Origin of the sequence: Flavobacterium sp. IB48 (genome assembly GCF_016405855.1) — a bacterium.
Lineage (GTDB): Bacteria > Bacteroidota > Bacteroidia > Flavobacteriales > Flavobacteriaceae > Flavobacterium > Flavobacterium ginsengisoli.
On sequence record NZ_JAEFCA010000004.1, the window covers coordinates 300056 to 325201 of the forward strand.

At 32.0% G+C, this 25146-nt stretch carries 24 protein-coding genes; 6 read left to right on the top strand and 18 right to left on the bottom strand.

From position 1 onward, the window contains the following. Positions 1-142 precede the first annotated feature (142 nt). Positions 143-1276 carry a lipoprotein gene (locus JC605_RS14795; protein WP_198856932.1) on the top strand — a complete coding sequence of 378 codons (1134 nt, stop codon included), beginning with the start codon at positions 143-145 and terminating at the stop codon, positions 1274-1276. 316 nt (positions 1277-1592) lie between these two features. After that, complete coding sequence (locus JC605_RS14800) at positions 1593-2924, top strand: DUF5723 family protein (protein ID WP_198856933.1); 1332 nt, start codon at positions 1593-1595, stop codon at positions 2922-2924. A 368-nt stretch (positions 2925-3292) separates the two neighbouring features. Here JC605_RS14800 and JC605_RS14805 read toward each other — a convergent pair whose 3' ends face one another. From JC605_RS14805 to JC605_RS14855, 11 genes are all read right to left on the bottom strand, one after another. Continuing rightward, the gene (locus JC605_RS14805; protein WP_198856934.1) at positions 3293-3667 is read right to left on the bottom strand and encodes a hypothetical protein; all 375 of its coding nucleotides are present in this window, start codon (positions 3665-3667) and stop codon (positions 3293-3295) included. Between the two features lie 28 nt (positions 3668-3695). Continuing rightward, on the bottom strand, positions 3696-4055 hold the full coding sequence (locus JC605_RS14810; protein WP_198856935.1) for a hypothetical protein: 360 nt from the start codon (positions 4053-4055) through the stop codon (positions 3696-3698). Positions 4056-4101: 46 nt separating this feature from the next. Next, positions 4102-4386 carry a YtxH domain-containing protein gene (locus JC605_RS14815; protein WP_198856936.1) on the bottom strand — a complete coding sequence of 95 codons (285 nt, stop codon included), beginning with the start codon at positions 4384-4386 and terminating at the stop codon, positions 4102-4104. Between the two features lie 61 nt (positions 4387-4447). Next, on the bottom strand, positions 4448-4600 hold the full coding sequence (locus JC605_RS14820; RefSeq protein WP_111365189.1) for a lmo0937 family membrane protein: 153 nt from the start codon (positions 4598-4600) through the stop codon (positions 4448-4450). A gap of 34 nt (positions 4601-4634) precedes the next feature. Next, positions 4635-5282, bottom strand: coding sequence for a porin family protein (locus tag JC605_RS14825; RefSeq protein WP_198856937.1), 648 nt, complete (start codon positions 5280-5282; stop codon positions 4635-4637). A 36-nt stretch (positions 5283-5318) separates the two neighbouring features. Beyond that, complete coding sequence (locus JC605_RS14830) at positions 5319-5888, bottom strand: DUF4142 domain-containing protein (RefSeq protein WP_198856938.1); 570 nt, start codon at positions 5886-5888, stop codon at positions 5319-5321. Between the two features lie 247 nt (positions 5889-6135). After that, positions 6136-7920 (bottom strand): CHASE3 domain-containing protein, encoded by a 1785-nt coding sequence (locus JC605_RS14835; RefSeq protein ID WP_198856939.1) that lies wholly within the window; start codon positions 7918-7920, stop codon positions 6136-6138. Between the two features lie 9 nt (positions 7921-7929). Further along, complete coding sequence (locus JC605_RS14840; protein WP_198856940.1) at positions 7930-8379, bottom strand: response regulator; 450 nt, start codon at positions 8377-8379, stop codon at positions 7930-7932. A 21-nt stretch (positions 8380-8400) separates the two neighbouring features. Then, positions 8401-8952, bottom strand: coding sequence for an AraC family transcriptional regulator (locus JC605_RS14845; RefSeq protein WP_198856941.1), 552 nt, complete (start codon positions 8950-8952; stop codon positions 8401-8403). 157 nt (positions 8953-9109) lie between these two features. Further along, complete coding sequence (locus tag JC605_RS14850; protein ID WP_198856942.1) at positions 9110-9295, bottom strand: CsbD family protein; 186 nt, start codon at positions 9293-9295, stop codon at positions 9110-9112. 108 nt (positions 9296-9403) lie between these two features. After that, positions 9404-9877 carry a Dps family protein gene (locus tag JC605_RS14855; RefSeq protein WP_198856943.1) on the bottom strand — a complete coding sequence of 158 codons (474 nt, stop codon included), beginning with the start codon at positions 9875-9877 and terminating at the stop codon, positions 9404-9406. A gap of 221 nt (positions 9878-10098) precedes the next feature. Between JC605_RS14855 and pyrF the strand changes: the two genes are divergently transcribed. After that, on the top strand, positions 10099-10920 hold the full coding sequence (gene pyrF / locus JC605_RS14860) for an orotidine-5'-phosphate decarboxylase (protein ID WP_198856944.1): 822 nt from the start codon (positions 10099-10101) through the stop codon (positions 10918-10920). A gap of 239 nt (positions 10921-11159) precedes the next feature. Further along, complete coding sequence (locus tag JC605_RS14865; RefSeq protein ID WP_198856945.1) at positions 11160-11960, top strand: ABC transporter substrate-binding protein; 801 nt, start codon at positions 11160-11162, stop codon at positions 11958-11960. Positions 11961-12824: 864 nt separating this feature from the next. Here the strand turns inward: JC605_RS14865 and purU are convergent. The 6 genes from purU to JC605_RS14895 all read right to left on the bottom strand — a co-directional run bounded on the left by purU (position 12825) and on the right by JC605_RS14895 (position 18407). Continuing rightward, positions 12825-13679: a formyltetrahydrofolate deformylase gene (gene purU / locus JC605_RS14870; protein ID WP_198856946.1), complete on the bottom strand. Its 855-nt coding sequence runs from the start codon at positions 13677-13679 to the stop codon at positions 12825-12827. Between the two features lie 97 nt (positions 13680-13776). Next, positions 13777-14496: a DUF4197 domain-containing protein gene (locus JC605_RS14875; RefSeq protein ID WP_198856947.1), complete on the bottom strand. Its 720-nt coding sequence runs from the start codon at positions 14494-14496 to the stop codon at positions 13777-13779. A 147-nt stretch (positions 14497-14643) separates the two neighbouring features. Then, positions 14644-14976: a hypothetical protein gene (locus JC605_RS14880; RefSeq protein WP_198856948.1), complete on the bottom strand. Its 333-nt coding sequence runs from the start codon at positions 14974-14976 to the stop codon at positions 14644-14646. A gap of 109 nt (positions 14977-15085) precedes the next feature. Beyond that, positions 15086-15508, bottom strand: a complete 423-nt coding sequence (locus JC605_RS14885) for a cytochrome c oxidase assembly factor Coa1 family protein (protein WP_198856949.1) — start codon at positions 15506-15508, stop codon at positions 15086-15088. A gap of 184 nt (positions 15509-15692) precedes the next feature. Next, positions 15693-16040, bottom strand: coding sequence for a hypothetical protein (locus tag JC605_RS14890; protein WP_198856950.1), 348 nt, complete (start codon positions 16038-16040; stop codon positions 15693-15695). A gap of 807 nt (positions 16041-16847) precedes the next feature. Then, positions 16848-18407, bottom strand: a complete 1560-nt coding sequence (locus tag JC605_RS14895; RefSeq protein WP_198856951.1) for a murein L,D-transpeptidase — start codon at positions 18405-18407, stop codon at positions 16848-16850. Between the two features lie 291 nt (positions 18408-18698). Here JC605_RS14895 and JC605_RS14900 point away from each other — a divergent pair, with 291 nt between their 5' ends. Both JC605_RS14900 and JC605_RS14905 read left to right on the top strand, forming a co-directional pair. Beyond that, a complete protein-coding gene (locus JC605_RS14900; protein ID WP_198856952.1) occupies positions 18699-22139 on the top strand; it encodes a methylmalonyl-CoA mutase family protein in 3441 nt (1146 codons plus the stop codon). 529 nt (positions 22140-22668) lie between these two features. Next, positions 22669-24186, top strand: a complete 1518-nt coding sequence (locus JC605_RS14905; RefSeq protein ID WP_198856953.1) for a reverse transcriptase/maturase family protein — start codon at positions 22669-22671, stop codon at positions 24184-24186. Between the two features lie 479 nt (positions 24187-24665). Here JC605_RS14905 and JC605_RS14910 read toward each other — a convergent pair whose 3' ends face one another. Then, positions 24666-24980: a hypothetical protein gene (locus JC605_RS14910; RefSeq protein ID WP_198856954.1), complete on the bottom strand. Its 315-nt coding sequence runs from the start codon at positions 24978-24980 to the stop codon at positions 24666-24668. Between the last annotated feature and the right edge of the window lie 166 nt (positions 24981-25146).

Genomic DNA, 25146 nt, shown 5'->3' on the forward strand with positions numbered 1-25146 from the left:
AAAACTTAATATTTTGTTTCGAGGTATCTTAGTGTTTTTAAGAAAAAAAATGTATTTTCGGCGCGTTTATAAGAAAAATATTAAGTTAAATTTAAAACATGCTATTACCCGACATGATAAACGGGATTTATTAACAAAATATATGAAGAAAATAATTTTACTTTTTGTTCTTGCTTTAGGACTAACATCGTGTTCTAATGATTCGCAGGATGATAATTCGCAGCCAGAAGTTGTTTATGCTGACGTAAAACCAACGCAGTCAAAATATAAGGCTTATTATGGAGCTAAAATCACAAAATCTACAGGACAGACATCAAAAACTGCTGAAGTAGGCTCTGGCACTGAAACTATAAAACCTGTTTCAGTTATTTTCTATCCAAGAACTCAAACTATCGGGTTCTCCAATATTTTTGATAATAGTACGGTGGAATACAAAGTAACTAATATTGTTAAAGAGGTATTAAAGACTATTTATAGTTTTCAAATCAACAATGTGGCGTATACTTGTACAATTTCAGCAAAAACAGATTCAACTGCTGCAAATGTTGTAATTAGTTTTTCGGGTGGTTCTTATAAGTTTGATATATCTGAATCTTCTCAAAACAAAATTGCAAAACTGGTTTCGAAAGTAATCTATACATCAAAGAATGTGAGCGATTTAGATTATGTTGTTGAATACACTTATGCAGATACTCTTTTAATAAAGTCAATTCGCAATTATAAAGATCAAGTTACTTTAAAGCCTTCGGTTTTAACTACTGATTATAAATATGATGGTTCGAGATTAATAGAAAAAACTGTTACGAATGATAATGGAAATTATACTAAAATAAGTTATGAATATGAGAACAATTTTATAACTAAAGCTACAAGTGTTTCGAGTACTAATCAAGTTAGGATATATATCTATGAGTACGATAATCAGGGAAGACTTAGTAAAGCGTCTGGCAAAACAGGTACAGGTACAAGTTTTTTTGACATAACAACTTATACATATGAAAAAAATAAATTGACAAGTGTTGTTACAGATTCAGCACAATCATTCCGTGATACAGAAGTAAGTATTTACGAGAGTGATCGTAAACCTTTTTTGATCTCGCAAGAGTTGATTTTAAATCCTTTTTTGTACATGAATTTTACACATAGCGGTTACACAGATATGAATGGAGAGTATTCTGTTTATTGGGATAGAACGTTTGAATATACACCGGACGGTTATCTAACGAAGATGTTAAGTGAAGATGATTCAATGACATACGAATACATAGAGGAATAAAAAAAAAGCCGAACAAATGTTCGGCTTTTTTATGGATAAAAATTAGCATCGCTTTTTTAATGAAAATTTAATGTTCGGAATTTTAGATTTTTAAGGCTTTATTTCTTTAAAAAGAGTGTCATAAATTAAGACCAATACTACAGAAGAATATTGCGAAGTAAGATTTATAAGACTAGTGCGTAAAACTTAGTTTCTTAGAATCTTAGCATCTTAGAACCTAAAGAAAACTAGCTTTTTTTGCTGAATTTTTTATCTCATATTTGTCATGCTTTTATACCCAAAAAGAATACTAAACCAACCAAAACCAATCTAATTTATGAAGAGAACTTTACTTCTATTTTGCTTCTTTGGAAGCTTTTTTTATGCGCGATCGCAATCGTATTTCGGATTTAGAGATGATAATTTTGCTGGAATTCAGTCGGCATTGTTTAATCCTTCTAATATTGTGGATTCGAAGTATAAAGCCGACGTTACGTTTGTATCTGTAAGCGGAACTGGGCAAAATGATTTATACGGAGTTAATTTTGCCAATATATTAGACGGCGGTTACGATCTGGATACTCAAGCGAGCAGGAATTTCAAATCGAATAATAGGGGGAATTTTAATGCTGATATTATGGGGCCGTCTGTTATGTTTAATATTACGCCTTTGCATAGCGTTGCACTTTTTACGCGTGTGCGTAGTGTTACAAATCTAGTTGGCATAAACGGACAGCTTATTGATGAGGTTAATAAAGATGTAAATGCTTCTGATAATTTTTTAATTGCAGGCGGAAATCCGAATGGTGTTTCGAATTCTTGGGCTGAAATTGGAGCGAGTTATGCGACGGTTTTGTTCGATCGTGATGATCATTTTGTAAAAGGCGGAATTACTTTAAAATACTTAATGGCGGGCGTAAACGGTTATATTAACGGAAATGATTTGAACGTAGCTTTTACTAAAAATGAAGCAAATCCTTCGTTGAGCGAATATTATTCGACAGGAACAATAAAAACAGCGGCGAGTTATGATTATGCCAACGGAAATGATCCAAAGTTTGATATGGGATCGGCAGGAGTAGGAGTAGATTTAGGTTTTACTTATGAATATCGTACAAATTGTCATTCTTGCGCAGGAAACCGATATAAGTTTAAAGCAGCAGCTTCTATAACCGATATTGGAAAACTAAACTATAAAAATATTGTAGAGAATACTTATAATATAACAGGAAGAGTAACGCAGCAAGATATTGAGGATGCAGATGATATTTTTGAATTTTTTGACGCTAACTATACTAAAATATCTTCTAGAAAAGGAGTGAAAGCAAATTTACCAACGGCTTTGCACACCAATTTTGATTGGAATATCAATCAAAGATTTTATTTGAATTTAAGTGGGGATTTCAGTTTAGTAGATGCCAAAAAAGTAAACGGAACTGCAATTGCCAATTCGGTAACTTTTTCGCCAAGATACGAAACAAGACAATTTAGCTTTTATGTTCCTGTAACGTATATGCAATACAGCGGAACGCAAATAGGAGCTGGTTTTAGAGCAGGTCCATTATTTATTGGTTCTGGAACTCTATTTACCAATCTGTTTTCAAACACTTCAAAAGGCTGTAACATTTACGCAGGTTTGAAATTACCGATTTATCAGGATTATAGGTAGAGTTTGTGAGATGCTAAGATTCTAAGATTCTGAGTTTCTAAGTTTCTAAGTTTCTGAAATTAAAGACATAAAAAAAACCGCAACTACTTTGTAGTTGCGGTTTTTTTATTTTTAAGATTAGTAAGCAAGATTAAAAAAATCGAAGTATAAAACTTAGAACCTTAGAATCTTAGCAACTTAGCACCTTAAATATATAATTAAGGTCCTTTTCCATCACTTGTTTCCCCAAAAACGTATGATGGAATTAGACACCTAGAAATATCCTTGTGTATTCAAAACATTTATATAGATTCGAGTAAACGTATACACCGTTTTTTATCATTATTTCGCTAAACTTTTCCATAATAATTAAAATTAAGTTAAACAAATTACTCTCTAGACGGTTCGTATTGTGATGATTCTTCTTCTTCGGAAGATTCATGATGAGGTTTCGAAACCAGATTTGTTACGATAAGCTGAACGATTGAGCCCAAAACACCTTTGAACATCGAATCGCCTTTGCCGACAATAAATCTTTTTGCCAGATAACCAATTCCGATACTAATTGCCGACTGAGCAATATGACTTTTAAAACCAACAGTTTCGTTAATTTCCTCCACTGTATTTCTAATTAGATTAATAGGTTTTAAATTGTTCTTAATCTCGTCGATTTCGTCTTTTATATCGCACCATTCTTTATCTTGGCGAATTTCTAATTCCTCAATTTTTTGATTTAACTGATCAATATTGTAAATAGCCTCCATAGTCTTTTTATGTTTATTAATAATTAAATCATTTATTGGTTTCTTTCAGTATACTTGAAATGATCGTATTACCAATAGGAGTTTTTATCAATTTATGATGCGATTTCACAACCACAATCACTACAATAAGATAAAATAATGCCATGATAAAAAAGCCATAGTAGTACTCTCCAAGTTCTTTTCCAATCCATAAACTAATGCCAATATTTAGAAACAAAGTAAAAAATGCAACAACAATACCAATCGCTATCTTTGAAGCCAATGATGAAGCACCGTCAGCAACTGAACATACTGTTTTCAGTTTTAGTAATTCTAAACTTGTTTTAGCATAGTTTTCAGCTTTTTCATAAAGATTTAAGTCCTCGTTTGTTGTTGCATTTGGTTCCATGATATAGGGTTTTATGGTTTGAAAATTTCACTAATTAATATCTCGATTAATAGTTTGATTTTACTGTTTTAACGTCGTCTTTCAGCGTATTGTAATCTTCTTTAACTTGGTTAAGTTTAGATTTTCCTTCTTCGATAATTTCTTTACCGTTTGAAGTGATTGTGTTTACAATACCATCAAATTTTGTTTTTAGATTATCACCGTAATCTTTTGATTTATCTTTGATTTTTTTTCTTGTGTTTGACCCTTTGTCTGGTGCAAATAAAACACCTATGAATGCTCCCGCCGCTGCGGCTCCTAAAATTCCTAAAATTGTGCTACTAGTTTTCATAATAAATTAATTTTAATGGATTAATATTTAATAATTTGTTGATTTAATAAAAAGTGTGATTTTATACTTCTCGACCTTTAATTAGTCGAAGCAATACGGCAATAATGGCAATTACAAGAAGAATATGAATAATGCTTCCGAAACTGTAAACAAAGAACCCAAGAGCCCAAAGTATCACCAGAATCACTGCGATTGTATATAATAAATTTGACATGGTTTTTTATTTTAATGGTTAATAATCAATTCTTTTAATTTAACTTATAAGAAAGATATAAAGTCAAGTTGCTGTTTTTTGCGTCAGGAAATGTATATGTTGTTCCTGCAACCGTTCTTTCTTTACCTACAGTGGTTAAACCGTAATTGTAACGTAATCCTACGCTAATTGGGTTAAAATCTACTCCAACACCAGCAGAAATACCTGCGTCAAATTTGGCAAGATCATCTGTGTCAATATCTTGGTCAAAATCAATACTTCCGTTTCCGCTTACTTTAGAGCTTACTAGATAAGAAGCGTAACCACCGGCGTGAATGTTAAAGTTTTTTGTCACATTAACTCGCACTAAAAGCGGAAGCTCGATATAATTAAGTCTAAATTTTGCATCCCCACTTGCAAGAGCGTTGTTGTATTCTAATTTTGCCCCTTTTGTGGTAAACAAAAGTTCTGGCTGAATTGCTACAAAATCTGAAATAGGAAGTGTAGCATAAACTCCGGCATTAAATCCGTATAAAACATTGTTGTCATCTACATCATCTCCGCTGCCGTAAAGATTAGACATGTTGAATCCTCCTTTTACACCAAATTCGGTATTTACATTATTGTCCTGAGCGTGCAGCATTCCAAACGAAGCTGATAAAAAAAGTGTTAAGGCGCATAAAAAATTGGCTTGTAATTTCATAGTAAAAAATTTAGTTAATAGATAGATAATAGGCGTTTATTCATTTTGTTTTTTTATTCTTTCAGTCTCTCGTAAGAGTTTGTATTGTTCGGGCAAAAAACGGAGAACCAGTTCCAAAATTTGTTTATCATTTGTTTCCTTAGAAATCTTTTCAAGTAATTCAATTTGATCACATAAAGCTTCTGTTGTGGCGTCGAGATAGATGCTGTTAAAATCTTTGTTGCTAGCATCAATGAGGTTGTACAGGTCTCGTTTGTGCATGGCGTTTATTTCAGTAATGACAATGAGCTTAGATGTGGCCATTTTGGTTACTTCTTGTAGCAACTGATTCTCTTCAATTTCTATTCTTTTGCTTAATTCCTGAACAATTACATCTGAACTTTTTTGTTGTGCAATTTGACTTTTTGAAATAATAGATTTGCTAATATTCGCCGCTGAAATAAAAAAGAAGACTTCCGTTTCTTCTCTGTCATTTTTTGCAAAAGCTTGATTTTTCAAAGTATTTTCAATCGGATTAATTTTTCTGCATGACGTGATGCAGACCACTAATACAAATAAGAAAAAGACTTTAAGATAAGTAGCTTTTAATGGGGAAATTGCTTTCATTATTAGTTCCTAAAGTATTACATTACAAAGATGCTAACGAATGAAAGATTTTCCTTTACAGCATAAAAATGAATCGTTATATAATTCCCATAACAGAATTATTTTTGGGTTTTATCCTTTTAAAATCAAAGGTTTGTGAAGTTTAAGTTTGGTGTAAAAAAAAAGAAATTATAGAAAAATCTATAATTTCTTTTTTTGCTCTTAGTATAATGTAGCGATTTTTTTTCTTACAAATTAAAATAAAATTTTAATCGGGCAGGAATACGGTAAATACAGAGCCTTTGCCTAAAGTGCTATCGGCTGTAATATGGCCTTTGTGATTTTCTACAATCTTCTTGCAGATTGCCAATCCGATTCCGGTTCCTGGATAGTCTGTTTTAGAATGAAGACGCTGAAAAAGAATAAAAATAGTTTCTTTAAACTGAGGATCAAATCCCATTCCGTTATCTGTAAAAGTAATTTTATGAAATTTCTTTATAGACTGTTCTAATATTTCTGGATACTCGGAAGAATTTACTTTTTCGCTAGAAATTGATATCTCTGGTTCAATATCAGGCTTACTGTATTTTAATGAATTTCCAATTAAGTTAATAAATAGCTGCTCGATCTGATATGGAATTACAGAAAGTTTTGGAAGTTTTGAAACCTTAATCACTGCTTTCTTTTCTTCGATTATTTCTGCCAATTCAGATTCTGCATTGCTTAAAAGGTCATTAAGGCTTGTTTTGATGAACTCTTTTTTCGTGGTATTCGTTCTCGAAAACAAAAGAAGATCGTCTATTAAAACACGCATTCTTTTTGCTGAACTTTCAATTTTAGTGATGTAATTTTTGCCGCTTTCAGACATGACTTTTTTATCGGCATCAGAAACTCTCGAAATAAAAGTTTGTATTTTTCTCAGTGGTTCCTGCAAATCGTGACTTGCCACATGATTAAATGAAGCCAACTCTTTGTTACTTTTCTCCAACTCTTTATTTCTTTCCTGAAGTTCAATATTAAGAAGATGTTCGTCTGTAATATCAAAATTAATTCCAAGTAAAATTTTGCTTCCTTGTTGGTCGGTTACGAGTTTGCCCGTAGTTTTAAAATAACGAACTTCAAAATCGGGACGTACAATTTTGTAGTATACAAACGGAAGATGTTTCTTTTCTATAATTCCGTCAATTGCCTTTGCAACAGATTCTTTATCATCTGGATGCACGTATTTTAAAAGTGTTGCTTTATTGGGAGCAAAAGATTTTGGCTCAAGGCCTAATAATCGAAACTGATTGTCTGAGAAATCTATTTTATCAGAATCCAAATCCCATTGCCAAGTGCTGAATTTACCGATATTTTCAGATTCAGAAATTAATCCGCTTGAGATTAAAAGCTTTTTATTGAATACTTTCAAGCGCTCAAAATCGCGGCTAATTTGTCTGTAAGATAATAAAATGAAGCTTAAAGCAACCAAGAACAGTGAAATAGAAAAAAGCGGACTTAATGAGATTTCGGCATCGTAAATTTTAAGCCTTTTTTTGAGATATGTTTTTTCAATATCGTTCATTTCGTCGACCTTAAAGCGAATGTTTTCCATTAAGATCCTTCCGCCAAACATGTGATTGTCGAGTTTTCTTTTGTCGTATGTTTTTGGATCGCTGTATTTTAAACAGTTCTCAAAAGAAACAAAGCGTTGGGTAATGAGTTTGAAAAGCTTTTGAAGATTTTCCTGTTGCGGCTCATTATCAGCAGTTAGTTTTTTTAAGGTAATAAAAGAAGTATTTACCTTATCTCTCGAGTAAATGTAAGGAGTTAGAAAACGGGCATTGCGAGTGATAATATATCCTCGCTGGCCCGTTTCTGCATCTTTTATAGCCGACATTAAGCGTTCGAGCTGTATGTTGATTTCGTAGGTATGCATAACCAATTTACTCGATTCGTTCAAGTCTTGATTATGTTTGTAAGCAATTGAAGAAAGAAATAACAGAATGAAAACTGCGATTACAAAAATAACTCTCAAAGAGTTTGAAGAATTAAAATTTGGTATCCATTTCATTGGTATGCTCTATTTTAGTCGCAGCAAGAAATTATCACGGTTTAACCCAGAGGTATGATAGTGCCAGTTTACAGTTACGACTTCATTAATTATTTTTTTCAGCGTATTGAAATCGCTAGGCTTTTTGATGTAAATATTAGCGCCTTGAATAAATGTGTCTTCAATATCTTCTTCAGACGAAGAAGTAGAGTAAATGGCAATAATTATATCTTTTAAGTGGTCCGTTTTTTTAATTTCAATTAAACACTCTTTACCTGTTTTTTTAGGCATGTTTAAATCTAGAAACAAAATATCAGGAAGTTTATTGTCTGTATTCATTAAATGATCCATTAACTGCATTCCGTCGTGGACAAAATTTACATTTGTCTGTATTTTTATTTCTTCAAATGCATCTTTAAAGAAAAGACGGTCATCTTCATCATCATCGGCCAATAAAATGTGTAATGCGTTTTTTTGCATTTTGATTGTGGTATTTGGGTTTTATTTTAAATTTTCTCTTCGTTTCTTAATAATTCTCTGAAAAGCAGATGGAGTAATACCAGTTGTATTTTTAAACTGTGTACTCAAATGCGCAACACTAGAATAATTTAGTAAAAAAGCAATTTCAGTCAAACTCATTTCATTGATAATGATTAGCTGTTTTGCTCTTTCAATTTTCTGTAAAATAATAAAATTTTCTATAGAAGAGTATGTTACTTCTGAGAAAACATTAGATAAATATCCGTAGCTGTGGTTTAGCTTCTCTGCCAAAAACACAGAACTTTTGTAATTATTGCTATCATCCATAAATACAAGCTCAATAATCGCATCTTTTATTTTTTGGACAAGTACACTTTTTTGATTTTCAACTACTTCAAAACCGCAAGGAGCCAATTTAGTTTTTAATTTCTCCAATGCTTCGGCATCAAGATTGTCTTCAATCTCAATTTCTCCAAATCCTAGAGTTGTAAAATTTATATTGTTTTCTTCTAAGTTTTGTTTTAAATAAAGAGAGCAAATGGTATTGATATCGAACTTTATAAATAGTTTCATTTTATAGAAATTTGGTTAAAGATACTTATTTTATTTGGTGTTTTTGCTTTTAAATAGCATAGAATTACATGAAAATGTGATTTTAAAATAAATTTTTCAAAAAAATACCGCCTAATATTTTTACTAGACGGTATTTCCCTGATTGAGTTGTAAGGATTTACAATTCTGACAGGATTTGATGAAATTCCTCTTTTGTTTTTCCCAGTTTTTTCTGAAGTCTTCCGTACATTTCGTCTTCTTTTCCTTCAGCAAACATCAAATCATCATCTGTTAGAGTTGCAAACTTTTGTTTCAGTTTACCTTTCAGCTCATTCCAGTTTCCTTTTATTTCTGTAGTATTCATGGTATCTCTTTTTTGTCATTTATTGTATTGTAAAATTGCAACTTCTCAAACAACATTTTGTTACATTTATTTTTTGGACTGTTGCATAATTTTCATTTTTTATGCCTGTTATTCCTGATATCGTCTCAGAATCCAAGCCATTTTTTCGTGTTCTTGCAGTAATCCTGTCACAAAATCGGCAGAACCTATATCATTATTTTCACTCTCAAAAATCGGAATATAGCCTCTAAATTCTGTAACCAATTGTTCATGGTTTTCTAAAAGTTCAGACAGCATATTTTTTTGCGAAGCATATTCTTTTGGAGATTCTTTTAAGGTAGAGTTATCTATAAACTCTTTCATTGTTCCAATCGTTTTTTCTCCCAACTGATTAATGCGTTCTGCAACTTCATCAATATTAGCCTCAAGCACGCGATATTGCTCTTCAAACAATTTATGCAGTTCCATAAAACTATTTCCAGAAATATTCCAGTGAAATTTTCTTGTTTTTACGTACAATGTCATTTCATTAGACAAAATCGTAGCCAGTATAGAGGCACTCTTTTTTAGGTTCTTTGGTGTAATTCCGATATTTGGGTTCATAACTGTCTTTTTAAAGGGTTTATTTCAAAGTTACTTTCAAATTCAACCTTTTTATTACACAATTTTGTATAGATATTGCAGAAATTCAATGCATTAGTTAAATAGTTAGGAAACCGAACAATTAAATAATTTACTCTTTGACGCCATTTCGGCCATTTGCAATTAACCATTTACAATTCACAATTATAATTTGTAATTTTGCCGCACTAGCAAAATACAATATGACAACACAACAACTACACGAACAAATTCTTCAAAAAAAATCATTTTTATGCGTTGGCTTAGATCCTGATTTGACAAAAATACCGCAGCATTTATTAGAAACAGAAGATCCTATTTTTGAGTTTAATAAAGCTATAATCGATGCAACTCACGATTTAACCGTGGGATACAAACCAAATACAGCTTTTTTTGAAGCATATGGAATAAAAGGCTGGATGTCTTTGCAAAAAACAATCAATTATATCAACGAAAATTATCCTGATATTTTTACGATTGCAGATGCAAAACGCGGAGATATAGGAAATACTTCTAGCATGTATGCAAAAGCTTTTTTTGAAGATCTAAATTTTGATAGTGTAACGGTTGCTCCATATATGGGCAAGGATTCTGTTGAGCCTTTTCTAGCATTCGAAAATAAACATACTATTATGTTGGCTTTAACTTCTAACGAGGGCGCTTTCGATTTTCAGACTTTAGATACTGGTGGAAAAGAATTGTACAAAAAAGTTCTAGAGACTTCTAAAACTTGGAAAAACAGCGAAAATTTAATGTATGTTGTTGGTGCAACAAAAGCAGAATATTTTGCAGAAATTAGAAAAATTGTTCCAGACAGTTTCTTATTGGTTCCCGGAATTGGCGCTCAAGGCGGAAGTTTATCTGAAGTATGCAAATATGGAATGAATGATAAAGTGGGACTTTTGGTAAATTCGGCAAGAGCTATCATCTACGCTTCAAAAGGAACCGATTTTGCAGAGAAGGCTAGAGAAGAAGCTTTGAAAGTACAGCAGGAAATGGCTGAGATTATTGATTCTAAGTCTTAGGTTTAAAGTTAGCTTTGAACATAGTTTTAACGCAAAGTGCACAAAGGTTTTCGCAAAGTTTTATCTTTTTGAATTAAAGTTTTTTTAAGTTCTCAAAGCATAGATAAAGCAATACTTAAATTTTTCTTTGAGAACTTAAAAGACTTTTTACAAGATTACAGATAATTTCTTTGTGCACTTTGCGAAAAAACTTAGCGCACTTTGCGTTAAAACACACACACACACACACATCAACAATTATGAAGCAAATAAAAGACCAGCTAGGTACTTTACATTCTTTTGAAACTGCTCCAAAACGTATTATTTCGCTTGTACCTTCTCAAACCGAATTATTATATGATTTAGGTTTGGAAGAAAAAATTATCGGAATAACTAAGTTCTGCGTTCATCCGTTTCATTTTAAATCTACCAAAAAGACTGTTGGCGGTACTAAGAAAATTCATTTCGAGAAAATCAAGATTCTTGAGCCAGATATTATTATTTGCAATAAAGAAGAAAACACGCAAGAAATTGTAGAGCAGTTAAGGGCAATCTGCCCAGTTTGGGTAACAAATATCGTTTCTATTGAAGATAATTTCCAGATGATTTCAGATTTCGGACAATTATTCAACTGTAGAACCGAAGCGCAAAAATGGAACGATAAGTTGGCTTTCGCCTTGAGCGATTTCAAAAATTATATTCAGAATATAAAAGAAAAGAAAGCGGCTTATTTTATTTGGAAAAATCCATATATGGTTGCAGGAAAGGATACCTATATAAATGAACTGCTTAAACTGAATCATTTTAAAAATATTTACGAAGACAAAGGACGTTATCCCGAAATTGAATTAAAGAAAATGCGTATTGAAGGCGATCCTGATATTGTTTTTCTTTCTTCAGAACCTTATCCTTTTAAAGAAGAAGATGCTTTTGAAATTGGAAGATTTACGCATCATGCCAAAACCATTTTTGTCGATGGCGAAATGTTTTCCTGGCATGGCAGTAGATTGTTAAAAGCATTTCAATATTTTAAATTACTTCACGAAAGATTAAAGAATTAGTTTTTGTTTGTTTCAGGTTTTTAGAAACTTAAACGCAAACTATGCTAAGTTATACGCAAAGTTCGCAAAGCTTTTTTTATTGCTTTGCGAACTTTGCGTTTTATTTAAAAACCTTGCAAAAGACCTTGCGCTCTTTGCGGTTAAAATAAGTTCAAAGTAAAGCAGTAAGCAACAAAAAGCTTGAAATAAAAAATGCCGGTATCTCGAAGACGCCGGCATTATTTAACTAACCAAAACCAAAATAATAAATAACCAGTTTATTACACTACAAATGTCCGAAATAAATAAACCTTATGCTGTTAAGGTCTTGTTATTACTTTGTTGAAAATAAGTTAATGTATATTTTGAAAAAGTTTGCAATACAGAAAATGTACGCTTTTGGTAAGTAAACCAAGAAGAAAATAAGGTAAACTTGAAATTAAGAAAACCCAAAACATGAAACCAAATGATGATAAAAAAAGAATGCCGGCATCTCGAAGAAGCCGGCATCATTTAACTAACCAAAACCAAAATAATAAATAACCAGTTTATTACACTACAAATGTCCGACATATATCAATCTTATGCTGTTAAGGTTTTGTTATTACTTTGTTGAGCATACGTTAAGATTTTTTAGATCGTCGTTTTGAGCTTTCTGCAGTGCTAAATAATCTCAATTTATCAAAATTTACTAATTCTCAGTTTTATTTAGAAATTTGACAAAGGCCATTTTGCTATCCTGATAACGTTTTTAAGTGTTTAGATGCTGAAACTCCTAATATGGAAAGATTGTGAAAAAAAAATAACCCGACAGGATTTAAAACCTATCGGGTTAAATTATATTCAAAGATTAGAAAATCTTAGAGTTCTTAGTAATTTTGAACCTTAAGAAAAAACAACAGTTTTATTGCTATAAACCATAGTTTTTCTTTCGGCATGCAATTTAATAGCTCTTGCTAAAACAATGCGTTCCAAATCACGACCTTTCATGATAAAATCTTCTACAGAGTGAATATGAGAAACTCTTGCGATATCTTGCTCGATAATCGGACCTTCATCCAATTCTTCTGTTACGTAGTGGCTTGTTGCACCAATAATTTTTACACCGCGTTTAAAAGCCGAGTGATAAGGTTTTGCACCTGGAAAAGCAGGTAAGAACGAATGGTGGATATTAATAATTTTATTTTCGTAAAGCGAAATCACTTTTGGAGTAACAATCTGCATGTAACGCGCCAAAACGATAAAATTGATTTGATATCTTTTTAAAAGTTCTATCTGTCTAGCTTCACCTTCTTCTTTATTGTCTTTTGTAAAAGGAACATAGTGAAACGGAATATCAAAACGTTCTGCAATTGAACGTAAATCATTATGATTGCTTATTATCATAGGAATTTCGACTCCTAATTCATCTGCGCTGTAACGGCCTAAAATGTCAAATAAACAATGATCATATTTAGAAACAAACAAAGCCATTTTAGGTTTTTGTTCCTGATTGTACAAATCCCAAGACATATTGAAATCGGCAGCAATAGTCTTGCTGAATTTTTCTTTTATGTGGTCAATATTACTGCTCTGATTGGTAAATTCACATTCTAAACGCATGAAAAATACATTTTGCTCTACATCGACATGCTGGTCAATGTAAGTAATGTTTCCTTCTACCTTAGCAATAAAAGTAGTCACTGCAGCAATAATTCCTTTTTGGTCTTTGCAGTGAATAAGTATCGTTATTTTTTGCATTTTGGTCGTTTTGTTTTTGATTTTTCAGTTAATTATACAAGATTCATTAGTAAAAAACTTTGAACCTTTAGCTCTATTTCTTTGAGCCTTAAAAAAATTATTTTCCGTCCTGAAGAGCAAAAACACTTTTTAATAAAGGCGTTGTTCTTGCAGAGATATTATTTCTAATTTCCTTTTCTTCTACGGCAATCATTTTAAAAACACCAGATAAAGCTTGATTGGTTGTATAATCAGTTAAATCTGGATTTACTTTTTTTACTAGCGGAATAGTGTTGTATTTCGTTATGATGTTTTTCCAAACGGCATCTGCGCCTACTTTTTCGAAAGAGCTTTTAATTACGGGATTAAATTTGGCATATAATGCAGTTGTTGTACTGCCTTGCAAATAAGTTGTTGCTGCACTATCATTTCCTAAAAGAATGTTCTTAGCATCAGTAAATGACATGTTTTTTACAGCAGAAACAAAGATCGGGGTTGCTTCTTTTACAGCATCTTCTGCAGCGCGATTCATCATTTTGATTCCTTCATCTGCAAGAGAGCTTAATCCAACTTTACGAAGGGTTGCATCTACTTTTTGAAGCTCTTCTGGCATTAAAATTTTTACAGCTTCATTCTTGTAAAATCCATCTACTGCGGTTAATTTGCTTACTTGTTCTGTAATTCCTTTGTTTAACGCTTCTTTTAAACCAGAAGCAATATCAACTCCTCCAACTCCCGGAAGCTGAGAAGATATTTGAGGCAATTGATTTAAAGTCTGTTGTACCTGTGCGCAAGAAGTAAGCGAAAACGTAACGGCTAATAGTAAAATCTTTTTCATTATGGGGTTTTATTTAAGTTTCAAAAGTACTACTTATTCAAAAACAACGCCACAATTTTATTAAGAGAGAAGAAAGATTTTGTTTGATAACTAACACAAATTACAATTGTTTAAAAACGAGAGAAAAATTACAAGCAGAAATAGATTTTAAATATTTTTTGAGTTCTTTTTCCATTGGAAAAGCAAATCTTCAAAAAAAGATTTTACTTCTGTTTTTTTTCCATCAACACTAACTTTAAATGTACTTTTGTCCTTTTTTGTAATAAGCGCATAAGGACAATAAGTTACACCTGCATAATTTACTGTGTCAATTTTTATAATATCATTATAAAATGCAAAAACTACTTCATTTCTTTCCATTTTTCGTTTATCAATCCAGTAAGAGGCAACTCTTTTATTAGTGAAAAAGTTACCAGCTGTTTCTTTGGTGTTTTCACTATAAAATTTGTAGATAGTTTCGTCTTTGTCAAGTAGATTCAAACTTTTTATAAAATTTAGATCTTTTTTATTTAAGCTTGATTGAGTTTCAATTTTATTGCATGAAATAAAACAGACTAAAAACAAAAGGAAAAAATATTTCTCCATAAAATTACTTTTTCAAAAGATCAATTTTCTCATTTGTTTTCTCAATGTAGACCGACATTTCGCTGTATTTCCATGTACCTCTTTTTTCGCCTACAACAAATAAAGTTCCTTTGCCTTTTGGACCTTTAAGTGGAACTTGTACATCGCAAGTTCGTATGTTATTATGCGAAGTCACAGTTCCAGAAACCATTCCGTCTGTTTCTACAGGAGATCCGAGTTTTTCAACTACAAGTTTGTTATTTTCTACGGCTATCATAGATTCTTTATAAGCTTCAGAATCTTTAAGTACTGAAGTTACTTCATAGAAAACTCCTCCAATAAATAAAGCGACTAATACTAAAAGAGTTAAACATCCGCTAGGAATAAGCCATTTCCAGTTTCGGTTTAGCCAGCTTTGTTTTTGTACTAACTCGTTTGAATCTTCCATAAAGTTGAGTTTTTAGGTGAAAATAACAGAAGCTAAAATAAGGATAAAATCTTATGTATTTCATGTTTTTAAATTAAAACTATTGATTTTTAGATCTTTATTAGAATTGGTTTTTGTATGAATTTGAAAAAAAAATCATCTCATAAAAAAATGAGATGATTTTAAGTTTTTTTTTGAGACTTTATTAGTATGATAATTTAGATTGAGGCTTGTAAATTGGGCTATTGGTGTTTAAATCTTCTAACATAGTTTCTGTATAATCTTTTCCGCCTTTCATTAAATAAAAAAATGACATTATAATATAAATTGGAGCCAAAGGAAAAATGCGCAAGCTTAGCGATAAATTCAAAAAAAAGTGTTTAATAGCATATTTGAATGTACTTTCATTTGGTCGAATAAAATAGATATTAGTTTCTTTAATCCTTTTTACCATTTTAGAAATAATAAATGGAAAAATGATAAACTTTCCTCCTTGCTGAATTAAAAGATTTATTTCAAATGGCGTAAGACCTTCTATATTATTTGTTTTCATAATGGTTTAATTTTTAAACGGTTATAAAAAAAATGTGGCTAAACAATAAAGCAAAAGAAGAAAAAAAGTTAAAATAATATTACCCTTAAAAGATTTAAGAATAACATTTTACGTTATTTCTAATATACTAATAGTAAATTTTTATGTTTTCTGTTGAGTAAAAAAGGCATCTTGCAAAGTGAATAAAATGATTTCAGATTGTAATTTTTTCAAGAGCAAAAAGCAATTCGTTTGTTTCAATCGTGCTTTTAAATTGCTTTTTTGCCTTGAAAAATTATAATTTGTTTGGGACAAAAAAGGGCTTTAAACGTATTGCAAGCAATATAAATTTGGATTGTAAATTGGATTGACTCGATTTAAATCGGCCAATACTTTACTTGTATAATCTTTACCGCCTATTGCCAGATAAAATAAAGATTTTGAAATATAAAATGGTCTTAAAGGAAAGTCTCGCCATCTATTCGAGATATTTTAAAAAAAATGCTTTAAGGTATATTTGAATATTTTTTCTTTAGGGCGAACAAAATAAATGCTTTTAAGTTTAGACATTATATTAGGAAACATTACAAATCTTCCGCCTTGTTGTATCAACAAATTAATTTCAAAAAGTGTTAATCCCTCAATGTTTTCAGTTTTCATGATCAATAAAAATTAGTGGTATTAATATGAGACAAAGGTATAGAGCGATTAAATATATTTTTAGACCTAAAAGATTCAAAAACAGCACATTAAGGTTTTTTTATTGACGAAAAAAAAATCGGAAGCCCACATTGTGAGCTTCCGATTTTATGTTAATTCTAAATAGAATTAATTTACAGTAATAGATGTTTCCGTATTTTTAGAGTTGCCATCTTTTTCATAAACATCTTGAAAGAAACCAACTTCACCTTTTTCATTTACCAATGAAGTAAAATAAGTAATATAAATAGGTACTTTTTTTGTCAGTTTAAAACTGTTTTCTACTTTACCTGCCATAGCTTTATCTATTTTTTCTTGAGTCCATTCAGGATAATCTTTCAGCATTGCAACAGCTAATTCTTTAGCCATTTTCACATTAATGCATCCGTGGCTGAAAGTTCTTTTTTCAAAATCGAATAAAGTTTTAGATGGCGTATCGTGCATATAAATATCATCTGGATTTGGAAACATAAATTTTACTAATCCTAAAGAATTGTCTGGTCCTGGTTTTTGTCTTACTTGTCCGTTAATCATTTCCATGTTTTTCTCTGCAAGATAATTTGGATCTGAAGCAATTTTAGATCTTAATTCATTTTGTACAATGCTTTGCGGAACTGTCCAATAAGGGCTAAAAACAATTCTGTCAATTTCACCATTAAAAATGGTTGTTTTAGTTAAAGGCGCTCCCACAAATACGGGCGAAGTCAATTGAACTTTTCCGTTTTTCACATAAATCAATTCATAAGAAGGCACGTTTACCAATACATACTCATCGCTAGCAGCAATTAAAGCCGAAATTTCACGACATCTTTCCATATTAAGTTTTAAAGTCGCAACTTTATCTTCAAGCGGAACATTCATTTCTTTAATATGTTCTTCTGCTAAAATATAATTGGGTTTAAAACCATTACGAACTTTGTATTTCATTACGGCATCCATCAATTCACGATCATAAACATCACTTTTAGAATCATTTTTTAAATCTCCTAATAAGTACAAACGAGTTCTAACCTGTGCAATAGTATTTGAAACCGCATCTGGACGTAAATCTTTGTATGGAGTTTCAGCAGGAACAATTGGTTTCCATTTGCTAGAATTTTCTAATCTTTTGTATTTTTTTAGAATATCTTGCAATTTGTAATATTGATCATACTCCACTTTTGCATTAGCATCAACTGTAGCTGTTTCTTCGATTGTGCTATAGTTCAAGAAATCTTTCAGCATTTCATTGTAAGCTAGTTTTTTCTTATCTGCGTTATTTTTTTTGGTGTATAAAACATACAAAGAACTTAATAACATGTCTGCATCAGTTTGAGAAAGAGTGCTTTTGTCTGATGAAGAGCTAAACAATTGATCAATTTCTTTTTGATAAGGAATCACCAAATCATTTGTTTTTTTTGCTTTTTCATACAAAACAGTTCCAAATTCGCTGATTTCGTCTTCATCAAACCAAATCGTTCCAAGAGTTCTGTTTTTGTACAACGACATCACATCAGATTTATATTTTTTCAAATCAGAATATCTTTTAAAGAAGTCGTTCGAAATTTCGTCTACATCATGATTGTTATGGTAAACGATTGTGTTGTTTGAAGTTTTTGTATATGTAGTATTAGTGCTTTCAAGTTTACTAAAAGAAAATACAAAAAAACTCAAACCTAAAATTACGGTGAATGAATAAAATGTTCTCATTTTTTTAATTTTTACGTTATTACTTTTCTATGTAAGTCATAGGTAAAAATTTGGGGCTTTTCTACACTGCTAAATTACTATTGGAGTACTCAAAACATGTTTCCTGATTTTATTTAAATGTTGCGAAATTGCCATGTCTTTAAGCTTTCTTTAACTATATCAATTAATTACGTAAATTGTTACCTTATCGGTTTACGAAATCGATTTATTTTTGTTAACATAAAGCTATTGTCTTAATCAAATATTAAAATATTTTGTACATTGGTCGCATAAAATTATCATATTCATAAAATGGAACAACAAATACCATATATTCCTAAAAATAAAGTAAGAATTGTTACTGCTGCTTCGCTTTTTGACGGACATGATGCTGCCATCAATATCATGCGTCGTATAATACAGTCTACGGGCGTTGAGGTAATTCACTTAGGTCACGACAGAAGTGTTGAAGAAGTGGTAAATACCGCAATTCAAGAAGATGCCAATGCTATTGCAATGACTTCGTACCAAGGCGGACACAACGAATACTTTAAATATATGTATGATTTGCTCCGCGAAAAAGGAGCAGGACATATTAAGATTTTTGGCGGCGGCGGCGGAGTAATCCTTCCTAGCGAAATTGAAGAATTACACGAATATGGTATTACAAGAATTTATTCTCCAGATGACGGCCGTTCTTTAGGACTTCAAGGAATGATTAATGATTTGGTTCAGCGAGCTGATTTTCCTATTGGAGATAAACTGAACGGAGAAATCGATCATATCGAAAATAAAATTCCAACGGCAATTGCACGTTTAATTTCTGCAGCCGAAAACTTCCCAGAAATTGCAAAACCAGTTTTTGATAAAATTCACGAAAGCAATGCCACTTCAAAAATTCCAGTTTTAGGAATTACAGGAACGGGTGGTGCAGGAAAATCTTCTTTGGTTGACGAATTGGTTCGCCGATTTTTAATTGATTTTCCAGAAAAAACAATCGGATTAATTTCTGTCGATCCTTCTAAGAGAAAAACGGGAGGAGCGCTTTTAGGAGACAGAATCCGTATGAATGCGATTAATAATCCTCGTGTTTACATGCGTTCGCTGGCAACACGTCAGTCAAATTTGGCTTTATCTAAATATGTAGCCGAAGCGATTCAGGTTTTGAAAGCTGCAAAATATGATTTGATTATTCTGGAAACTTCAGGAATTGGTCAGTCTGATACTGAGATTATGGATCATTCAGACGTTTCTTTATATGTAATGACACCAGAGTTTGGAGCGGCAACACAATTGGAAAAAATCGATATGCTTGATTTTGCCGATTTAGTGGCTTTAAATAAATTTGATAAACGTGGCGCGTTGGATGCTTTGCGCGATGTAAAAAAACAATATCAAAGAAACCATAATCTTTGGGACAAAAGCCCAGACGAAATGCCAGTTTTCGGAACGATTGCTTCGCAGTTTAACGATCCGGGAATGAACACGCTTTACAAAGCGATTATGGATAAAGTGGTTGAAAAAACGGCTTCAGATTTGAAATCGACTTTTGAAATCACGAAAGAAATGAGTGAGAAAATCTTCGTAATTCCGCCACACAGAACGCGTTATTTATCTGAAATTGCAGAGAATAACAGAAGTTATGACGAAACAGCCATTTCACAGCAAAAAGTAGCACAGAAATTATACGGAATTTTCAAAACCATAGAATCGGTTTCTGGAAAAGTTCCGCAGATTACCAAAGCAGGAATCGACGATTCAACTGTTTTGCCAAGCGGAATTGCTGAGCACGACGAAAACAGAATCTTTTTAAATCTTTTGCTAAATCAATTCGATAAAGTAAAAATGGACTTAGATCCGTACAATTGGGAAATTATCCTAAATTGGGATGAAAAAGTAGCGAAATACAAAAATCCAGTTTACTCGTTTAAAGTTCGTGATAAAGAAATCAAGATTGCAACGCATTCTGAAAGTTTATCACATTTGCAGATTCCGAAAATTGCTTTGCCTAAATATGAAGGCTGGGGCGATATTTTGCGTTGGAATTTACAGGAAAATGTTCCTGGAGAATTTCCTTTTGCTTCTGGATTATATCCGTTTAAACGTGAAGGCGAAGATCCGTCAAGAATGTTTGCGGGCGAGGGTGGACCAGAAAGAACCAACAAACGTTTCCATTATGTAAGCGCGGGAATGCCTGCAAAACGTCTTTCGACAGCTTTTGACAGTGTTACTTTATACGGAAACGATCCAGATTTACGTCCAGATATTTATGGAAAAATTGGAAATGCAGGAGTTTCAATCTGCTGTTTAGATGATGCTAAAAAACTATACTCAGGTTTCGATTTGGTTCATGCTTTAACTTCGGTAAGTATGACAATTAATGGGCCTGCGCCAATGTTGTTAGGTTTCTTTATGAATGCGGCAATCGATCAGCAATGTGAGATTTACATCAAGGCAAATGAATTAGAAAAAGAAGTTGAAGCTAAAATCAACAAATTATATAAAGACAAAGGAATCGAAAGACCGAAATATCAAGGCGAACTTCCTGCCGGAAACAACGGTTTAGGATTAATGCTTTTGGGGGTTACGGGAGATCAGGTTTTACCTTTGGAAGTGTATAACGAAATAAAAGTAAAAACGTTAGCTCAAGTTCGTGGAACGGTTCAGGCCGATATTTTAAAAGAAGATCAGGCGCAGAATACTTGTATTTTCTCAACCGAATTTGCTTTGCGTTTAATGGGTGACGTTCAGGAATATTTTATTACTAAAAACGTTCGTAATTTCTATTCGGTTTCAATTTCTGGATATCATATTGCAGAGGCAGGAGCAAATCCAATTACGCAATTGGCATTTACACTTTCAAATGGTTTCACTTACGTGGAATATTATTTGAGCCGAGGCATGAATATCAACGATTTTGGACCAAACTTATCGTTCTTTTTCTCAAACGGAGTAGATCCTGAATATTCAGTAATTGGACGTGTGGCACGTAAAATTTGGGCAAAAGCCATGAAAAACAAATACGGAGCCAACGAAAGAGCGCAAATGCTGAAATATCATATTCAGACATCTGGACGTTCGTTACACGCACAGGAAATTGATTTTAATGATATTAGAACGACTTTACAGGCTCTGTATGCGATTTATGACAACTGTAATTCATTGCACACAAATGCTTACGACGAAGCGATTACAACACCAACAGAAGAATCTGTACGTCGTGCAATGGCGATTCAGTTGATTATTAATAAAGAATTAGGTTTAGCAAAAAACGAAAACCCAATTCAAGGTTCGTTCATCATCGAAGAATTAACCGATTTAGTGGAAGCTGCAGTTCTTCAAGAATTCGACAGAATCACAGAACGTGGCGGAGTTCTAGGCGCAATGGAAACGATGTACCAAAGATCTAAAATTCAGGAAGAAAGTTTGTATTACGAAACTTTAAAGCACAACGGCGATTTCCCAATTGTGGGTGTAAATACTTTCTTGAGTTCTAAAGGTTCACCAACGGTAATTCCGGCAGAAGTTATTCGTGCTACAGAAGAAGAAAAACAATATCAAATTACAATGTTGGATAACTTGCATAATTTCCACGAAGCAAAAGTAAACGAGCATTTAAATACGTTACAGCAAGCGGCTATTAAAAACGAAAATTTATTCGACCATTTAATGGAAGCTACAAAGGTTTGTTCTTTAGGTCAGATTACTTCGGCGTTGTTTGAGGTTGGTGGGCAATATAGAAGGAATATGTAAGGATTTTTTTTTATGATATGGAAAACCTCTCAAGATTATTGGGAGGTTTTTTGTTTTTATTTTATTGTTTACGGTTTACCGTAATTTTTTTAGGAAGGTTTTTTATATGTTTGCTAAATATCAGTTTCTTAATATTTAGGCAAAACAAAGATTATGCTTTAAATGAACAAAGAATATTTTTAAAATGAAATCAAATATGGGCCAGAAGGTCAGAATGTTACGTTTTACTCGGTAATACCTTCTAAGATATACGTTAGTCGGGAAAGAAAATACCAATTTCCAAATTTCCCTTTAAATAAATAGAGAGAAGTAAAGAAATGGTTGCTAACAGTGTTAAAGCTGTTTGCTTCTTGAGGTTGAATCTGAAGAATCTATTTCTAAGCATTTTAATGATGTTTAAGTGATTTATTACAAAGATAACAATTTCGATACCTGAAGAGAGTAGTGTTGAAATAGCATTTTATGTGAAAGCTTCGAAAGGCATGTGCATTCTAAACCTGCTACTATTAATCTGGCCCTCCTTTTTTATATGGAAATAGAAGAATGGTTTAAATTAAAACGTTATCCTCATATTGGAGAACCAATAACACAAAAAGATTATAAATGGATTAAGAGGTATGTACAAGATGAAAACTGTATTAAAAAACATAGTTTTTTACCCTTAGTACATAAATGTATTGTTCAAAGAAAATATCGTGCTGATTTATCTACAAATACCAGAAATCCTAGTGGAAAAAGAAGACGAATTATAGGAACTCCTAAAATCAGAAACATTTATTATTCATCTCATTTAGATTCTTTGATATTTTCATATTACAATTATCTACTAAGTGAAAATTATAAAGAATTGATGAAACTAAAAAATTTCAATAATTCAATCGTTGCTTATCGCAAAATTCCACTATTTGAGGGTTCAGAGAAAAACAAATGTAATATTGATTTTGCTAAAGATACTTTTGAATATATTGAAAAGAATAAAGAAAAAAAACTCAGTGTAATTGTTGCAGATGTAACATCTTTTTTTGATAATTTAAACCATAAAATATTAAAAAAACAGTGGAGTAGACTACTAAATGAGAAAACCTTACCAGACTGCCATTTTAATGTATTTAAAGCACTTACAAATCTACGATACGTAGAATCAGATCAATTATTTAATAGTTATTTGGGAACTATGATTGTGGAAAAAGGTATTCCTAATTCAGATAAAAAAGAATACAAAAGAATAAAAATTAATTCTAATAAATATTTCAAAGAAAAAAATGCTGTTGCTTATTGTAGTAAAAGTGATTTTTTAAAGAATAATTTAAATCTTATTATCTCTGCCAATAGCACTAAAGGAATACCTCAAGGTAGTCCGATAAGCGCAACATTAGCGAATGTTTATATGATGGATTTTGATCAGGAGGTGTATGATAAGATTGTATCGAACAAAGGTTTTTATCAAAGATATAGTGATGATTTAATTATTATTTGCGAGCAAGAATTTGAAGATGATATAATTAAGTTTGTTAGAGACAGAATTCAGAATTTAGTAAAATTAGAAATTAGTGAAAGTAAGACTAAAGTTTACAGATTTGAAGAATTAAATGGAAAATTTTTAGGTTTTGAAATAGACGAAAAAACAAAAGAACCTAATTTTAATAAAACTTTAGAGTATTTAGGTTTTGAATATAATGGGCAAAAAATTTTAGTTAAAACTTCGGGTTTCTCTAAGTTTTATAGATCAATGAAAAGATCTTTTAAAAAATCTACATCTTTGGCAATTAACAGCAAAAATCCAGATAGGGACATTTTTAAATCTAGATTATATAAAAGATTTACATATAAAGGGGCAAGTAGAAAATTAATTTTTCGCCCATCAAAAGATAATCCAAGAGTATACTTGAAAACAAAAGAATATTATTGGGGAAATTATTTGAGTTATCTTTATAAAGCAAATGATAGCATGAAATCAATAAATAGATCTGATGCCATAAAAAGACAAAGTAGAAAAATTTGGAAAAGTTTTCACAGATTAATGAGATATCATGAAAGTCGATTATGATATTTTCTTTGTCTCCTGCTAGCGCGAGCGTCTCGCTCGTGAACGCAAAGTAATGCACGAGCGAGACGCTCGCGCCAGCAAAAACAACAAAATTCCATAAAGTTTGTCGTTTCGACGTAAGGAGAAATCTCCACAAGTAGCTCCATATAGAATGTCGCCAATCTTTGTCGAGTTTCTCGTGAAGATTTCTCCTTATGTCGAAATGACAAGATTGTATGTTAATTGGGGTTAATATAACTATTCAACCATCTCCCTCCTGCTAGCGCGAGCGTCTCGCTCGTGAACGCAAAGTAATGCACGAGCGAGACACTCGCGCCAGCAAAACAACAAAATTCCATAAAGTTTGTCATTTCGACCGAAGGGAGAAATCTCCACAAGTAGCTCCATATAGAATGTCGCCAATCTTTGTCGAGTTTTTCGTGAAGATTTCTCCTTACGTCGAAATGACAAGATTGTGTGCTAATTGGGTTGAAATATAACTATTCAACAATCTCCCCAACAAACCCCAAAAACTCCATTTCATCCATAGGAAACAAATGTAGAATCGTTTCCAAAATCAGGCTTACATTAATAGTTGTACTTTTATCCTTTTTAGAAAAATTATGCATGTCATTATCAAGTGCTAGAATGCATAATTTCAGCAAATCGGTAATGAGGCAGCCGAGTTCTAAATAATTGATCACTTTAAATTGTGCGGTATAAGAATTGGCTTCGTTGGTTGGTTTTAGCGTTGTAAAATACTGAGCGGTTAATTTTTGCAGTTTTTGTAGCTTTTCTGTTTCGTTCGTTTCCATAAGGGGTATATTTTAAATGATTTACAATTTGACTTTTATGAAATTATTATAAGAAAAATTGTACTTTTGTTTGATTCGGCGAAGGAAGAAATAGATTGTATTTTACCAAACCGATTCTGCGGGTATCGTACTGTAGTAAATAAGTTTGTTACTCGTGGAAGTTTTC

Excerpts from the sequence above, each read along its gene's own strand:
- pyrF (WP_198856944.1), top strand. The coding sequence starts at position 10,099 with ATGACAACACAACAACTACACGAACAAATTCTTCAAAAAAAATCATTT.
- JC605_RS14905 (WP_198856953.1), top strand. The coding sequence starts at position 22,669 with ATGGAAATAGAAGAATGGTTTAAATTAAAACGTTATCCTCATATTGGA.
- JC605_RS14910 (WP_198856954.1), bottom strand. The coding sequence starts at position 24,980 with ATGGAAACGAACGAAACAGAAAAGCTACAAAAACTGCAAAAATTAACC.
- JC605_RS14815 (WP_198856936.1), bottom strand. The coding sequence starts at position 4,386 with ATGAAAACTAGTAGCACAATTTTAGGAATTTTAGGAGCCGCAGCGGCG.
- JC605_RS14795 (WP_198856932.1), top strand. The coding sequence starts at position 143 with ATGAAGAAAATAATTTTACTTTTTGTTCTTGCTTTAGGACTAACATCG.
- JC605_RS14900 (WP_198856952.1), top strand. The coding sequence starts at position 18,699 with ATGGAACAACAAATACCATATATTCCTAAAAATAAAGTAAGAATTGTT.
- JC605_RS14850 (WP_198856942.1), bottom strand. The coding sequence starts at position 9,295 with ATGAATACTACAGAAATAAAAGGAAACTGGAATGAGCTGAAAGGTAAA.
- JC605_RS14865 (WP_198856945.1), top strand. The coding sequence starts at position 11,160 with ATGAAGCAAATAAAAGACCAGCTAGGTACTTTACATTCTTTTGAAACT.
- JC605_RS14805 (WP_198856934.1), bottom strand. The coding sequence starts at position 3,667 with ATGGAGGCTATTTACAATATTGATCAGTTAAATCAAAAAATTGAGGAA.
- JC605_RS14830 (WP_198856938.1), bottom strand. The coding sequence starts at position 5,888 with ATGAAAGCAATTTCCCCATTAAAAGCTACTTATCTTAAAGTCTTTTTC.
- JC605_RS14875 (WP_198856947.1), bottom strand. The coding sequence starts at position 14,496 with ATGAAAAAGATTTTACTATTAGCCGTTACGTTTTCGCTTACTTCTTGC.
- purU (WP_198856946.1), bottom strand. The coding sequence starts at position 13,679 with ATGCAAAAAATAACGATACTTATTCACTGCAAAGACCAAAAAGGAATT.
- JC605_RS14800 (WP_198856933.1), top strand. The coding sequence starts at position 1,593 with ATGAAGAGAACTTTACTTCTATTTTGCTTCTTTGGAAGCTTTTTTTAT.
- JC605_RS14855 (WP_198856943.1), bottom strand. The coding sequence starts at position 9,877 with ATGAACCCAAATATCGGAATTACACCAAAGAACCTAAAAAAGAGTGCC.
- JC605_RS14810 (WP_198856935.1), bottom strand. The coding sequence starts at position 4,055 with ATGGAACCAAATGCAACAACAAACGAGGACTTAAATCTTTATGAAAAA.
- JC605_RS14825 (WP_198856937.1), bottom strand. The coding sequence starts at position 5,282 with ATGAAATTACAAGCCAATTTTTTATGCGCCTTAACACTTTTTTTATCA.
- JC605_RS14895 (WP_198856951.1), bottom strand. The coding sequence starts at position 18,407 with ATGAGAACATTTTATTCATTCACCGTAATTTTAGGTTTGAGTTTTTTT.
- JC605_RS14835 (WP_198856939.1), bottom strand. The coding sequence starts at position 7,920 with ATGAAATGGATACCAAATTTTAATTCTTCAAACTCTTTGAGAGTTATT.
- JC605_RS14890 (WP_198856950.1), bottom strand. The coding sequence starts at position 16,040 with ATGAAAACAAATAATATAGAAGGTCTTACGCCATTTGAAATAAATCTT.
- JC605_RS14820 (WP_111365189.1), bottom strand. The coding sequence starts at position 4,600 with ATGTCAAATTTATTATATACAATCGCAGTGATTCTGGTGATACTTTGG.
- JC605_RS14840 (WP_198856940.1), bottom strand. The coding sequence starts at position 8,379 with ATGCAAAAAAACGCATTACACATTTTATTGGCCGATGATGATGAAGAT.
- JC605_RS14885 (WP_198856949.1), bottom strand. The coding sequence starts at position 15,508 with ATGGAAGATTCAAACGAGTTAGTACAAAAACAAAGCTGGCTAAACCGA.
- JC605_RS14845 (WP_198856941.1), bottom strand. The coding sequence starts at position 8,952 with ATGAAACTATTTATAAAGTTCGATATCAATACCATTTGCTCTCTTTAT.